The following is a 13,905-nucleotide window of genomic DNA, read 5'->3' as shown; positions in this document are numbered from 1 at the left end:
CCGCCGGGCAAACGCCCGGCGGCATGGACGACCAGCAGTAAGGGAACTATGTGAAGCGAAGCAGTCCGCTGTCACCGTTGTTGCTTGGAGCCTGCGGGCTCCTGGCCCTGAATCTCCAACCGGTTGCCCAGGCAGCCGATGATATAGACCCCCACCTGCGCCACATCGGGCCATCGCTGCTACGCGATGCGCCCGCGGCGGTGCCTGCGCGGCCACCGACCGGCATGGCCCCGGTCGCCAGTGGCGAGCGCCTGGGCCTGACCGAGGCGGTGTTGCAGGCCGCGCAATGGCACCCCAGCATCGCAGAAGCGATCGGCAACCTGTACAAACAGGGCGAAGGCATCAACGTCGCCCGCGCGGGTTACTACCCGCAGATTTCCGGCGGTATCCGCACCGGTTATGACACCGGCTACGGGGGCGATCGCAACAGCCAGGCCCTCAACCTGTCGCTCAAGCAGATGCTCTACGATTTCGGCAAGGTCGACAGCGCCGTCAACGCGGCGCAGGCCGCCGCCGCGCGGGCCCAGGCCAATATCCTGCTGGTGGTGGACGACCTGGCCCGTGACACTGCCTATGCCTGGATCGAAACCCGCCGCTACGAACAGTTGATGGCCATTGCCCGCGAGCAGATCCGCGGCGTGGGCGACATTGCCGGGATGGCTCGCCAGCGCAGCGACATGGGCGCCAGCACCCGCTCCGACGTGGTACAGGCCGAATCCCGCGTGGAAAGCGCCCGCGCCACCCTGGAGGAATATCAGTCGCAATACGAGCGCTGGCGCTCCACCCTGGCCGCGCTGATGGGCCGCGTGACCCCGCCGGCCCTGGCCGAGCAGTCGCCTGCGGCGTTGAACCAGGCCTGTAAGCGGCCTGCGCAAGGCGATGATCGCCTGCCGGCCGTGCTGATGGCCCTGGCCCAGCGTGCGCAAGGCCAGGCAGAGCTGGCCCAGGCCAAGGCCGAGGCCTACCCGACCGTGTCGCTGCAGCCCCAGGTCAACCATTACCTGGACAACGACTACAACCGCGATAACTCACGCATGGACCGCACCCAGGCGGGCATCTACCTCAACGTCGAGGTACCGATCTACCAAGGCGGTGCGATCAGCGCCCGCAGCCGCGCTGCCAGCCACGCCTTGAGCGCCGCCGACTCCGCCGAAGATGCCGCGCGCCTGCAGGCACGGCGTGGCCTGGCCGAGGCTCAGGCACAAACCTCCGGGCTGGGCCGCCGGCTGAGTTCGCTGGAAGCGCGCCAGGTCAGCATCCAGGAGGCTCGCATGCTCTATGGCCGCCAGTATCTGGACCTGGGCACACGGCCCCTGCTCGACCTGCTCAACGCCGAGCAGGAGATCTACCAGTCACGGTTCGAACTTGCCGGCACCCGCTCCGATCTGCTGCGCCTGGATGTCGACTGCCTGTACAACACCGGCGCGCTGCGCACGGCCTTTGGCCTTGAGGGGCGCAACCTGCAAGGTGTGGAGATCCAGCCATGAGCGATTCGATCAATGTAACCCTGCCCACCCAGCCAGCGGCAGCAGCGCCGGACGCGCCGCACCGGCCAGACCTGGGGCCGTGGCTGGAGGTGATGCTGCAGGTGGCGCACCACTACCGCCTGGACGTGTCGCCCCAGCGTATTCGCCTGGCGGCGGTGGAGGATGCCCGGCCGCTGGACGAAATTCTTCGCCACATGGCCCGCCAGGCCGGCCTGGCACTGCGCTTCGTGCGCTTCGATGCCAAGGGCCTCCGGCAATGGCGTACACCGCTGGTACTGGAGCTGGACGATGGCCAGTTGGCCGTGGTCGAGGCAGTCACCGAAGAAGATGACCTGGCGGTGGTGTTCGCCGGTGACCAGGGCCTGACCACACGCCTGCCCCGCGACACGCTCAAGGGCCGCATCACCCGGGTTGCGCTGTTGCGCCCGGCGCGACCACTGCGCGATGTGCGCACCGATGACTACACTGCCCCCTACGACCGCCACTGGTTCGCCCGTATCGTGCTGCGCGACCTGCGCCCCTATGGGCAGGTGATGGTCGCCTCGCTGGTGGCCAACGTGCTGGCGCTGGCCGGGGTGCTGTTTTCGATGCAGGTCTACGACCGTGTGATCCCTGCAGAATCGCTACCCACCTTGTACGTGCTGTTCGGCGGCGTGGTGCTGGCGCTGGTGTTCGACTTCAGCATGCGCCTGCTGCGCCTGAAGGTCACCGACCTGCTCGGCAAGCGCGCCGACCTGCGGGTGAGTGACCTGGTCTATGGCCATGCCTTGCGCCTGCGCAACTCGGTGCGGCCGAAGTCCACCGGCTCGTTCATTTCGCAACTGCGCGAGCTGGAGTCGATCCGCGATTTGATCACCTCCAGTACTGCCACGGCGTTGGCCGACCTGCCGTTCTTCCTGCTGTTCTTGTTCGTGTTCTGGCTGATCGGCGGCGTGCTGGTGTTCATTCCGCTGGTGGCGCTGCTGGCCATGCTGCTGCCCGGCTTGCTGGCGCAGCGGCGCCTGGCGCGGCTGGCCAACGCCTCGATGCGCGAGTCGGCGCTGCGTAACGCCATGCTGGTGGAAAGCATCCAGGGCCTGGACGAAATCAAGGCGCTGCAGGCCGAAGCACGCTTCGAGCGCCAGTGGAACCAGTACAACGCAGCCTGTGCGCACACCAACCTGCGCCTGCGCACGCTCACCAACGGCCTGGTGACCTGGACCCAGAACGTGCAAGGTGCCGTGTTTGCCGTGGTCATCGTGGTCGGTGCACCGATGGTGATCGCCGGCGACCTCACCACCGGTAGCCTGGTGGCGGCGTCGATGCTGTCGTCGCGGATGATGGCGCCGCTGGCCCAGCTGACCCATGTGCTGACCCGCTGGCAGCAGGCCAAGGTCGCCCTGCAAGGCCTGGACAAGCTGATGCAGTCGGCGGTCGACCACCCCGAAGGCGAAGCGCGCGTGCACCTGCCGGCAATCCGCGGTGAATACCGCCTGCGCCAGGCCAACTTCCGCTACAGCGAAGAATCCCCGCCGGTGCTCAACATTGGCCAACTGGATATTCAGCCGGGCGAACGCATTGCAGTGCTCGGCCGCAACGGCGCGGGCAAGTCCACCCTGCTGCAGGCGTTGGGCGGGGCCATGGACCTGGTACAGGGCGAGGTCAGCCTGGACGGCATCGCCCTGGCCCACCTCGACCCTGCCGACCTGCGCCGCGACGTAGGCTTGCTGCCGCAGTACGCGCGGCTGTTCCACGGCACCCTGCGGGAAAACCTGACCCTCGGTGCCGGCCAGGCCAGCGACCAGGAACTGGTGGCCGCGCTGGCTGCCACCGGGGCGCTGGACTTTGTCCGCCGCCTGCCCAAGGGCATGGACCACCTGATCCTCGAAGGCGGCCTGGGCCTGTCTGGCGGCCAGCGCCAGGCACTGGTGCTGTCGCGCCTGTTGGTGCGCCAGCCACAGGTGCTGCTGCTGGATGAACCTACGGCATCGCTGGACGACATGACCGAGCGCAAACTGCTGGATAACCTGGAGCGCTTCTGCCAGGGCCGCACGCTGGTGATCGCTACCCACCGCCTGAGCGTGCTGCAACGGGTCGAGCGCATTGTGGTGCTCGACGGTGGGCGCATCGTCATCGATGACACCCGCGATGCCGCATTGGCCAAACTGCAAGGAGCGCAGGCATGAGCAACCACGAACTCCCGGCGTCCTACCTGGACGGGCAGGACGACCAGGCCGTATTCCGCGCCGGGCGCCTCATCACCCTCAGCGCACTGATGCTGGCCGCGTTCCTGGCCTGGGCCGCCTGGTTCGAGGTGACCGAGGTTTCCACCGGTACCGGCAAGGTCATCCCTAGCTCCCGGGAGCAGGTGATCCAGTCGTTCGAAGGGGGCATCGTCGCGCAGATGAACGTGGCCGAAGGCGACCTGGTCGAGCGCGGCCAGGTGCTGGCCCAGCTTGACCCGACCAAGACCGCCTCCAGCGTGGGCGAAAGCGAGGCCAAGTACCGCGCCGCCAAGGCCAGCCAGGCCCGGCTGCAAGCCGAGGTGACCGGCAAGCCGCTGGCCTTCCCGGCCAGCCTGCGCGACTCGCCCGAGCTGATCGAAGCGGAAACGGCGCTGTACCAGACCCGCCGCCGTGGCCTGGAGCAGACCCTGGCAGGCATCGAGGATTCGCTGCGGCTGGTGCGCAGCGAGCTGAAGATCACCGAAAACCTGGCGAAAATGGGCGCCTCCAGCCGGGTCGAGGTCATCCGCCTGAACCGCCAGCGTTCGGAGCTTGAACTCAAAGCCAACGAGGCCCGGTCCGACTACCTGGTGCGCGCCCGGGAAGAGCTGGCCAAGGCCAGCGCCGAGGCCGACAGCCTGTCAGAGGTAATCCGCGGGCGCAGCGACTCGCTCACCCGCCTGACCCTGCGTTCGCCGGTGCGCGGCATCGTCAAGGACATCGAGGTGAACACCCTGGGCGGCGTGGTACAGCCCGGTGGCCAGGTGATGAAAATCGTGCCGATGGACGAGCGCCTGCTGATCGAAACCCGCATCGCCCCGCGCGACATTGCCTTCATCCACCCGGACCAGGCGGCCAAGGTCAAGATCAGTGCCTATGACTATTCGGTGTATGGCGGGCTGGATGGCAAGGTGGTGGGTATTTCGCCGGATACCTTGCAAGACGAGGTGAAACCGGAAATCTACTACTACCGCGTGTTCATCCGTACCGAGCAGGACAGCCTGAAGAACAAGGCCGGCAAGCACTTCGCGATTGTCCCGGGGATGATTGCCACGGTGGATATCCGCACTGGCGAAAAAACCATCCTCGATTACCTGATCAAACCGCTGAACCGGGCCAAGGAGGCCCTGCGCGAGCGGTAACTGGCCGGCAAGCCGGCTCCCACAGGCGCTGCATATCTTTTGGCAAACACCTGTCAGCTCAGATGTGATCCCTGTGGGAGATTCTATGGTTTCTGGCAAGGGTAGCCGGAGCATCTTCAGCGCCTGTGAGATCGAGCGCCGCCCGCGCGGCGCAATCGCGAGCTGCGCTCGCTCCTACGTTTGTTTCGGGCCAGTAACGCCTGTGACGGGCGCGCGCGGCCGCCTTGTTTGTACGGCGCGATATTGAGGCATGCACCAAGGCGTTCGCGCGCAAATCCCACAGGAATAATTGGCCCGAAACAAACGTAGGAGCGAGCGCAGCTCGCGATTGCGCCGCGCGGGCGGCGCTCGCTCTAACAGGCGCTGCCATACCTTGTGGCAAACACCTGTCAGCCCTAAGGCGATCCCTGTGGGCCGGCTTGCCGGCGATTAGGCCAGAACAGGCAATACAGACCTAAAGCCCGGCCCGACCAGGCCGATAACCGGTTATCCCCCCTGTTTCCCACCGAAGGTCACCATGGCCACGCAAAAAGCCCGCGCGGACTCCTTGTCGCTGCTGCTGTTCACCCTGCGCAGCGGCAAGCTGATGGCAATCAACCTGCTCAAGGTCAGCGAGATCATCCCCTGCCCGCCGCTGACCAAGCTGCCCGAGTCGCACCCCCACGTGAAAGGCGTAGCCACCTTGCGTGGCCATTCGTTGTCGGTCATCGACCTGTCCCGTGCCATCGGCGAGCAGCCGCTGGAGGACCCGCAAGGCGGTTGCCTGATCGTCACCGAGATCAGCCGTTCGCGCCAGGGCCTGCACGTGCAGGCCGTAAGCCGCATCGTGCATTGCCTGAGCACCGACATCAAACCGCCGCCCTATGCCTCGGGCAACCGCTCGTTCATCACCGGTGTTACCCGCGTCGACAACACCTTGGTGCAGGTGCTGGATATCGAGAAGGTCATCCACGGCATTGCCCCGCCTGCGCCAGAGCCAGCGCGCGGCTCAGTAAGCGCAGAAGACGCCAGCCTGCTGGCCGCCACCAATATCCTGGTGGTGGACGACAGCCAGGTGGCCCTGCAGCAGTCGGTGCACACCCTGCGCAACCTGGGCATCGAATGCCACACCGCGCGCAGCGCCAAGGACGCGATCAATGTGCTGCTGGAACTGCAAGGCACTGCACAGGAGATCAACGTGGTCGTCTCCGATATCGAAATGAGCGAGATGGATGGCTACGCCTTCACCCGAACCCTGCGTGAAACCCCCGACTTCCAGCACCTGTACGTGCTGCTGCACACCTCGCTGGACAGCGCCATGAGCAGCGAGAAGGCAACCCAGGCCGGGGCGAATGCCATCCTCACCAAGTTTTCCTCACCGGAGCTGACCGATTGTCTGGTGGTGGCAGCACGTGCCGTGGTGTTCGCCGAGCACTGATATATTCAGCGACAAACTCCCCGGCTTGCTGCCGGGGGCAAGTCGGGCATAATTCGGGCCCTCGCAAAAAATTTGCCGGAACCCGCCATGAAGTATCTCAGCTCCATCCTGATCGGCTGCGCCCTTTTCAGCGGTATCGCCCAGGCTTCCAGCAGCCAGGCCTGGAACACGCAGCGCCAGCAGATGCTCAAAGCCTGCCTGGCGGCCAGCCAGTTCAAGGACGCCCACGCCCGCGGCAAGCCCGCCGAATTCGATGACCAGGTAGGCATGAGTGCCTTGCTGGTCGAAGGTGTCTACCCGCAGAAGCACATGCAGCAGCGCACTGGCACCGAGCTGTGCCTGTACGACCGCCAACAGCAGCGTGCCTTCGTCAGCGAATGGAGCCCGCAAGCCAAGTGACCGCCACCTTGCGTTTTGGCTGCACCGGATGCGGCAAGTGCTGCAGCGGCCACCATGTCCCCCTGACCCTGGCCGAGGCAGGCCGCTGGGCACATGACGGCGGTCAGGTGGTTGTGCTGATCGAAGCCTTCGTCACCGATGGCCCGGGCATGCCGGTGGAGCAACGTGAGCATGTGCTGCGCCGGTCGTACCCGGTAGCCTGCGGCAATGGCCAGGCGCGGGTGTCGGTGACCTTTGCCGCGTTCAACCCCGGCCGCTGCCGCAACCTGGACGACAACGACCGCTGCAGCATCTATGAGCAACGGCCGTTGGTGTGCCGCATCTACCCGGTGGAAATCAACCCGCACCTCCCCCTGCGCCCAGAGGCCAAGGACTGCCCGCCAGAAGCCTGGCAGCAGGGGCCTGCGCTGCTTCACGGCACGCAACTGGTGGATGCCGGGCTGGAGGCATTGGTGCAGGCTTCGCGCCAGGCCGACCGTGACGACATTGGCGCCAAGGTGGCGGTGTGCCAGGCACTGGGCATGACCACCAGTGCGCTCAAGGGCAACGGGTTTACCGCCTACCTGCCGGACATGGGCGCGTTTGCCGGGGCGCTGGCGCAGGTGCCGGATGATGACGGTACACAGTGGACCTTGCATGTGGAGGATGAGACGCTGGCGGCGGGCTTGCAGGGGCATGGTTTGCACACCACCAACGAGCCCCCGGTGTATTACGCCTTTATCGGTTTCTAGCCCTGCAGGTGGTGGGCGCGGGTTCACCCGCGAGGGAGCAGACCGGGCAGCCGGTTATCTGAAACTGACACGGTTGTCAGCCAGCGGTCACGCTGCCGACCCGGTTCGGCGGCTATAAGATGGAATGACTGACCACCCTCCCCATTGGCCAAGGTGCCCGCACCAATGCGACGTCCGTTCCGCTCTGCCTTGCTTGCCGCCTTGGTACTGCTCATCCTGGTAGCAGCGGGAACTTGGTACACCCAGCGCCAGCCTGCCCCCGCCGCCCGCTCGCAAACGGCCATCCCGGTGCGGGTGGTAACCGTCGTCCAACGGGACGTACCCCGCTACGCCAGCGCCATCGGTTCGGTGCTGTCGCTGCACAGCGTCGAGGTGCGCCCGCAGGTCGAGGGGGTACTGACCCAGGTTCTGGTCAAGGAAGGCCAGTGGGTCAAGCAGGGCGACTTGCTCGCCACCCTCGACGACCGCGCCATACAGGCCCAGCTCGACCAGGCGCGCGCCCTGCTCGGCCAAAGCCAGGCGCAGATCCAGGTGGCGGCAGTGGACTTGCGGCGCTACCGCCTGCTCAGCCGCGATAACGGCGTGTCCAGGCAACAGCTCGACCAGCAACAGGCACTGGTCAACCAGTTGCAGGCCACCGTCAAAGGCAACCAGGCAGCCATCGCCAACGCCCAGGTGCAGTTGTCGTATACCCGGATCCGCTCGCCGGTGACTGGCCGGGTGGGCATTCGCAACGTCGACCCGGGCAACCTGGTACGCACCAGCGACACGCAAGGCTTGTTCAGCGTGACGCAGATCGACCCGATCGCCGTCGAGTTCGCCCTGCCCCAGCAAATGCTGCCAACCCTGCAACGCCTGCTCACGGCACCGGCACCTGCGCTGGTGCAGGCGTACATGGACGCTGACGGCGAACGCAGCCTGCTTGGCGAAGGCCACCTGGCGCTGATCGACAACCAGGTTTCCGCCACCACCGGCACCGTGCGGGTCAAAGCCGAATTCGACAACAAGGACGGCCGCCTGTGGCCGGGGCAACTGGTCACCGTCCGCCTGCGCACCGCCGTGCAAGAAAACGCCCTGGTGGTCCCGCCGCCGGTGGTGCAACGTGGGGTGGACGGGCACTTCGTCTACCGCCTGGACGGCGACAAGGTCACCAGCGTGCCGGTCAAGGTGCTGTACCAGGACAGCGAGCTGAACGTCATTGCCGGTGTCAAGCCGGGTGAGCGCCTGGTGCTCGATGGCCAGTCGCGGCTCAAGCCCGGTTCACGGGTAGAGGTCAGCCCCGATGCGCCTACAGCGCCGGCCATGGCAGACCAGCGGAGCCAGCCATGAACACGCGCAACGGTGTTTCGGCCTGGTGCATCGACCACCCCATCGCCACCTTGTTGCTGACCTTCGCCCTGGTGCTGTTGGGCGCCATCGCCTTCCCACGGCTGCCGGTCGCCCCCTTGCCCGAGGCCGATTTCCCCACCATTCAGGTGACCGCGCAACTGCCCGGCGCCAGCCCGGAAACCATGGCCTCGTCGGTGGCAACACCGCTGGAGGTGCAATTCAGTGCCATCCCCGGCATGACCCAGATGACCAGCAGCAGCGCGCTGGGCTCGACCACCCTGGTGCTGCAGTTCACCCTCGACAAGAACATCGACACGGCCGCGCAGGAAGTGCAGGCGGCGATCAACACCGCTACTGCGCGCCTGCCGCAAGACCTGCCCAACCCGCCCACCTGGCGCAAGGTAAACCCGGCCGACAGCCCGGTGCTGGTGATGACAGTCAGCTCCAGCCAGATGCCCGGCAACGACCTCAGCGACTACGCTGAAACCTTGCTGGCTCGGCAGTTGAGCCAGATCGAAGGGGTCGGCTTGATCAACATCACCGGGCAACTGCGCCCGGCGATCCGCGTGCAGGCGCAGCCGGAAAAACTCGCCGCCATCGGCCTGACCCTGGCCGACCTGCGCCAGGCCATTGCGCAAACCAGCCTGAACCTGGCCAAGGGCGCCCTGTACGGCGAACACAGCGTGTCGACCCTGGCCGCCAACGACCAGCTGTTCCACCCCGAGGACTACGCGCAACTGATCGTCTCATACCGCAACGGTAGCCCGGTGTACCTGCGAGACGTGGCCACGGTCGTCAGCGGCGCGGAAAACGCCTACGTCAAGGCCTGGTCCGGCGACCAGCCGGGGCTGAACCTGGTGATCTTCCGCCAGCCCGGCGCCAATATCGTCGACACCGTGGACCGGGTCATGGCCGCGCTGCCCAAGCTGCAGGAAATGCTACCGGCCTCGGTCGAGGTGTCGGTGCTGCAGGACCGCACGCAAACCATCCGCGCCTCGCTGCATGAGGTGGAACTGACCTTGATGATCGCCGTGGCGCTGGTCATCGGGGTGATGGCGCTGTTCCTGCGCCAGTGGTCGGCGACGCTGGTGGTATCCAGCGTACTCGGTGTATCGCTGATCGCCAGTTGCGCACTGATGTACGTGCTGGGCTTCAGCCTGAACAACCTGACCTTGGTGGCCATCGTCATTTCCGTGGGTTTCGTGGTGGACGATGCCATCGTGGTGGTGGAGAACATCCACCGCCACCTGGAAGCCGGCGACGACAGCCGTACCGCAGCGCTCAAGGGTGCAGGGGAAATCGGCTTCACCGTGGTCTCGATCAGCCTGTCGCTGATCGCAGCGTTCATCCCACTGCTGTTCATGGGCGGGGTGGTTGGCCGGCTGTTCAAGGAATTCGCCCTGACCGCCACATCCACCATCCTGATTTCAGTGGTGGTGTCGCTGACCCTTGCGCCGACCTTGTGTGCGCTGTTCATGCACCGCCCACCTGGCGGGCACCAGGGCGGTTTCGGCGAACGCCTGGTCAACTGGTACGAGCGGGGCCTGAACCGTGCCCTCGCCCACCAGCGCGTGACGCTGGGCGTGTTCGCAGTGACCCTGGCGCTGGCGGTCGTGGGCTACGTGGCCATCCCCAAGGGCTTTTTCCCGCTGCAGGACACCGGCTTCATCCTTGGCACCAGCGAGGCGGCCGCGGATGTGTCGTACCCGTCGATGATCGAGAAACATCAGGCGCTGGCGAAAATCATCGGTGCCGACCCGGCGGTGCGCGCGTTCTCGCATTCGGTGGGCGTTACCGGCAGCAACCAGACCATCGCCAACGGCCGTTTCTGGATTGCCCTCAAGCCCCGTGGCGAGCGGGATGTCTCGGCCAGCGGACTGATCGACCGCCTGCGCCCCAAGCTGGCCCAGGTGCCGGGGATCGTGCTGTACATGCGCGCCGGCCAGGACATCAACCTCAGCTCCGGCCCTTCACGCACCCAGTACCAGTATGTGCTCAAGAGCAACGACGCCGAGGCGCTCAACCTGTGGACCCAGCGCCTGACCGAGCGGCTGCGCAACAACCCGGCGCTGCGCGACCTGTCCAATGACCTGCAACTGGGGGCCAGCGTCACGCGCATCGACATCGACCGCCAGGCCGCCGCCCGTTTCGGCCTGACCACTACAGACGTCGACCAGGCACTGTACGACGCCTTCGGCCAGCGCCAGATCAGCGAGTTCCAGACCGACACCAACCAGTACAAGGTCATTCTGGAACTGGATGCGCGCCAGCGTGGTAAAGCCGAGAGCCTCAACTACTTCTACCTGCGTTCGCCCCTGAGCAATGAAATGGTGCCCCTGGCGGCCGTGGCCCATGTGGCGCCGCCCAGCACCGGGCCGCTGTCGATCAGCCACGACGGCCTGTTCCCGGCCGCCAACCTGTCGTTCAACCTGGCCCCGGGCGTGGCCCTTGGCGATGCGGTGAGCATCCTTGAACGCACCCAGCGCGAGCTGGGCATGCCCGATTCGATCAGCGGCAACTTCCAGGGCGCAGCGCAGGCCTTCCAAAGCTCGCTGGCGAGCCAGCCTTGGCTGATCCTGGCGGCACTGGTGGCGGTGTACATCATTCTCGGCGTGTTGTACGAAAGTTTTGTCCACCCACTGACGATCATCTCCACCCTGCCCTCGGCGGGCCTTGGCGCGTTGATCCTGCTGTGGGCCATGGGCCAGGACTTCAGCATCATGGGGCTGATCGGCATCGTGCTGCTGATCGGCATCGTCAAGAAAAACGGCATCCTGCTGATCGACTTTGCCCTGCAAGCTCAGCGCCAGCAGGGCCTTTCACCGGAACAGGCGATTCATCAGGCCTGCTTGACGCGGTTCCGGCCGATCATCATGACCACCCTGGCCGCGCTGCTCGGCGCGGTACCGCTGATGTTCGGCTTTGGCACCGGCGCGGAATTGCGCCAGCCACTGGGCATTGCCGTGGTCGGCGGCCTGCTGGTGAGCCAGGCGCTGACGCTGTTCACCACCCCGGTCATATACTTGGCCCTGGAGCGCCTGTTCCATCGCCGTCAGGCTGCCCGCGCGGCAGCGCCAAGTGCCAGCTAGGACAAGACCATGCGTGTGCTGATCATCGAAGACGAAGAAAAAACCGCCGACTACCTGCATCGCGGTCTCACCGAGCAAGGCTTCAGTGTGGACCTGGCGCGCGATGGCATCGATGGCCTGCACCTTGCACTGGAGGGCGACTATGCCGTCATTGTGCTGGATGTGATGCTGCCCGGGCTGGACGGCTACGGCGTGCTCCGCGCCCTGCGCGCGCGCAAGCAGACCCCGGTGATCATGCTGACCGCCCGTGAGCGGGTCGAAGACCGTATTCGTGGCCTGCGCGAAGGCGCCGATGACTACCTGGGCAAGCCATTTTCGTTTCTGGAACTGGTGGCCCGGCTGCAGGCTTTGACCCGCCGCAGCAGCAGCCATGAGCCCCTGCAGGTTCAGGTGGCCGACCTGTGGATCGACCTGATGGCACGCAAGGCCACGCGGGCCGGCCAGCGCCTGGACCTGACCGCCAAAGAGTTCTCGCTGCTCAGCGTGCTGGCCCGCCGGCAGGGGGAAATCCTGTCGAAGACGGCAATTGCCGAACTGGTCTGGGACATCAATTTCGACAGCGACGCCAACGTGGTCGAGGTCGCGATCAAACGCCTGCGGGCCAAGCTCGACGGGCCGTTCGACCAGAAACTGCTGCACACCATTCGAGGCATGGGTTATGTCCTGGAAAACCGTGCGGGGTAACTCCATTGCGCTGCGTTTGTCGGCGTTGTTCATCCTGGTGGCCTTGGCCGTGTTCCTGCTGATCGGCTCGGCCCTGTATCGCCAGGTCGACCGCAGCCTCGACCTGCTGCCGCAAGCCGAGCTGGAGGCGCGCTTCAGCGTGCTCGAATCCACACTCAACCGCTACGGCACGCCCGAGCACTGGGCCAAGATCATCAACAAGCTGAACCTGCTGAGCGAGGAAGACAAGCGCATCCGTTTCTGGGTGGTCGGTAGCGACCCCGGCTATGAATATGGCCAGCCCAGCGCGCTGGTGCGCCAGTTCGCCGAGGGCGCGCCGGGCATGCGCGACCTGCGCCTGCCGGACCACCCCTACCCGTACAAAGTGCTGGTCAGCGAGCTGCCGGCGCTAGGCCAGCGCCCGCCACTGCGATTCATGATCGGCATCGACACCGAAACCTTCTGGCAGGCCCAGCACAGCCTGCTGCTGGCGATCATCGGGCTGGCAGTGCTTGGCGTGCTGCTGGCCTCGGTGCTGGGCTACTGGGTCGCGCGCATCGGCTTGCGCCCTTTGCTGGCGCTTTCCAGGGAGGCCCAGGCACTGGCCCCGCCACGCCTGGACGGGCGCCTGCAAACCCAGGCCCTGGCCCCTGAGCTAGCGCAGTTCGCCAGTGCCTTCAACGCCGCGCTCGACCGGGTCAGCCAGGCCTACTCACGGCTGGAGGCGTTCAATGCCGACGTTGCCCACGAGCTGCGTTCGCCGCTGACCAACCTGATCGGCCAGACCCAGGTGGCGCTGACCCGCGGGCGCAGCGCCGAGCACTACTTCGAAGTGCTGCAATCGAACCTGGAAGAGCTGGAGCGCCTGCGCAGCATCATCAACGACATGCTGTTCCTGGCCAGTGCCGACCAGGGCAGCAAAGCCACTGCCCTGACCCAGGCATCGCTGGCCGAAGAGGTGGCGACCACACTCGACTACCTTGACTACATTCTCGAAGACGCGCAAGTCAGCGTCAGCGTCAGTGGCGATGCCCAGGTTCCCATCGAAAAAGCCCAATTGCGCCGGGCGTTGATCAACCTGCTGAACAATGCCGTGCAGCATACGGCGCCGCACCAGGTGATCCAGGTAAGGATCGTCCCCGGGCCGCAGCAGGTCAGCATTGCCGTGAGCAACCCGGGGCCTGCGATTGCCGACGAGCACCTGCCGCTGCTGTTCGAGCGTTTCTACCGGGTGGATGCGGCGCGCAGCAACAGCGGGGGCGGGAACCATGGCTTGGGCCTGGCCATCGTCAAGGCAATTGCGCTGATGCATGGCGGGGACGTGTTCGTGCGCAGTGAAGCCGGGGCGAATACATTCGGTATCCAGCTCCCGACCTGTAGGAGCGGCCTTGTGTCGCGATGGGGTGCGAAGCAGCCCCTGGCTCAGTGACAGGGCGGCAATTGC

10 protein-coding genes are annotated in these 13,905 nt (G+C 65.8%); all 10 read left to right on the top strand.

Annotation, left to right across the window (positions count from 1 at the left end; all coding sequences use genetic code 11):
• The first annotated feature begins 50 nt into the window (after positions 1-50).
• The 10 genes from FPB55_RS04070 (at position 51) to FPB55_RS04025 (ending at position 13,890) form a co-directional block, all read left to right on the top strand.
• Positions 51-1,487, top strand: a complete 1,437-nt coding sequence (locus FPB55_RS04070; RefSeq protein WP_047149712.1) for a TolC family outer membrane protein — start codon at positions 51-53, stop codon at positions 1,485-1,487.
• Complete coding sequence (locus FPB55_RS04065; protein ID WP_054890296.1) at positions 1,484-3,652, top strand: type I secretion system permease/ATPase; 2,169 nt, start codon at positions 1,484-1,486, stop codon at positions 3,650-3,652. The genes FPB55_RS04070 and FPB55_RS04065 overlap by 4 nt, the downstream gene beginning before the upstream one ends.
• Positions 3,649-4,833 carry an HlyD family type I secretion periplasmic adaptor subunit gene (locus tag FPB55_RS04060; RefSeq protein WP_054890297.1) on the top strand — a complete coding sequence of 395 codons (1,185 nt, stop codon included), beginning with the start codon at positions 3,649-3,651 and terminating at the stop codon, positions 4,831-4,833. The genes FPB55_RS04065 and FPB55_RS04060 overlap by 4 nt, the downstream gene beginning before the upstream one ends.
• 517 nt (positions 4,834-5,350) lie before the next feature.
• Positions 5,351-6,250, top strand: coding sequence for a chemotaxis protein (locus FPB55_RS04055; protein ID WP_009685181.1), 900 nt, complete (start codon positions 5,351-5,353; stop codon positions 6,248-6,250).
• A gap of 87 nt (positions 6,251-6,337) precedes the next feature.
• Complete coding sequence (locus FPB55_RS04050) at positions 6,338-6,649, top strand: hypothetical protein (protein WP_009685180.1); 312 nt, start codon at positions 6,338-6,340, stop codon at positions 6,647-6,649.
• On the top strand, positions 6,646-7,380 hold the full coding sequence (locus FPB55_RS04045) for a YkgJ family cysteine cluster protein (RefSeq protein WP_054890585.1): 735 nt from the start codon (positions 6,646-6,648) through the stop codon (positions 7,378-7,380). Before FPB55_RS04050 ends, FPB55_RS04045 begins: the two co-directional genes overlap by 4 nt.
• A 165-nt stretch (positions 7,381-7,545) precedes the next feature.
• Complete coding sequence (locus FPB55_RS04040) at positions 7,546-8,709, top strand: efflux RND transporter periplasmic adaptor subunit (protein ID WP_070085856.1); 1,164 nt, start codon at positions 7,546-7,548, stop codon at positions 8,707-8,709.
• Entirely contained in the window at positions 8,706-11,798 is a 3,093-nt protein-coding gene (locus tag FPB55_RS04035; protein WP_144187575.1) for a multidrug efflux RND transporter permease subunit, read from the top strand. Before FPB55_RS04040 ends, FPB55_RS04035 begins: the two co-directional genes overlap by 4 nt.
• A 9-nt stretch (positions 11,799-11,807) precedes the next feature.
• The gene (locus FPB55_RS04030; protein WP_054890587.1) at positions 11,808-12,482 is read left to right on the top strand and encodes a heavy metal response regulator transcription factor; all 675 of its coding nucleotides are present in this window, start codon (positions 11,808-11,810) and stop codon (positions 12,480-12,482) included.
• Positions 12,457-13,890 carry a heavy metal sensor histidine kinase gene (locus FPB55_RS04025; RefSeq protein ID WP_144187573.1) on the top strand — a complete coding sequence of 478 codons (1,434 nt, stop codon included), beginning with the start codon at positions 12,457-12,459 and terminating at the stop codon, positions 13,888-13,890. Before FPB55_RS04030 ends, FPB55_RS04025 begins: the two co-directional genes overlap by 26 nt.
• The last annotated feature ends 15 nt before the right edge of the window (positions 13,891-13,905 follow it).

This window comes from Pseudomonas sp. BJP69 (assembly GCF_007633355.1).
Taxonomy (GTDB): Bacteria; Pseudomonadota; Gammaproteobacteria; order Pseudomonadales; family Pseudomonadaceae; genus Aquipseudomonas; species Aquipseudomonas juntendi.
This window is presented reverse-complemented; position numbering and strand designations above follow the sequence as displayed.

Excerpts from the sequence above, each read along its gene's own strand:
- FPB55_RS04065 (WP_054890296.1), top strand. The coding sequence starts at position 1,484 with ATGAGCGATTCGATCAATGTAACCCTGCCCACCCAGCCAGCGGCAGCA.
- FPB55_RS04060 (WP_054890297.1), top strand. The coding sequence starts at position 3,649 with ATGAGCAACCACGAACTCCCGGCGTCCTACCTGGACGGGCAGGACGAC.
- FPB55_RS04055 (WP_009685181.1), top strand. The coding sequence starts at position 5,351 with ATGGCCACGCAAAAAGCCCGCGCGGACTCCTTGTCGCTGCTGCTGTTC.
- FPB55_RS04050 (WP_009685180.1), top strand. The coding sequence starts at position 6,338 with ATGAAGTATCTCAGCTCCATCCTGATCGGCTGCGCCCTTTTCAGCGGT.
- FPB55_RS04040 (WP_070085856.1), top strand. The coding sequence starts at position 7,546 with ATGCGACGTCCGTTCCGCTCTGCCTTGCTTGCCGCCTTGGTACTGCTC.
- FPB55_RS04035 (WP_144187575.1), top strand. The coding sequence starts at position 8,706 with ATGAACACGCGCAACGGTGTTTCGGCCTGGTGCATCGACCACCCCATC.
- FPB55_RS04030 (WP_054890587.1), top strand. The coding sequence starts at position 11,808 with ATGCGTGTGCTGATCATCGAAGACGAAGAAAAAACCGCCGACTACCTG.
- FPB55_RS04025 (WP_144187573.1), top strand. The coding sequence starts at position 12,457 with ATGTCCTGGAAAACCGTGCGGGGTAACTCCATTGCGCTGCGTTTGTCG.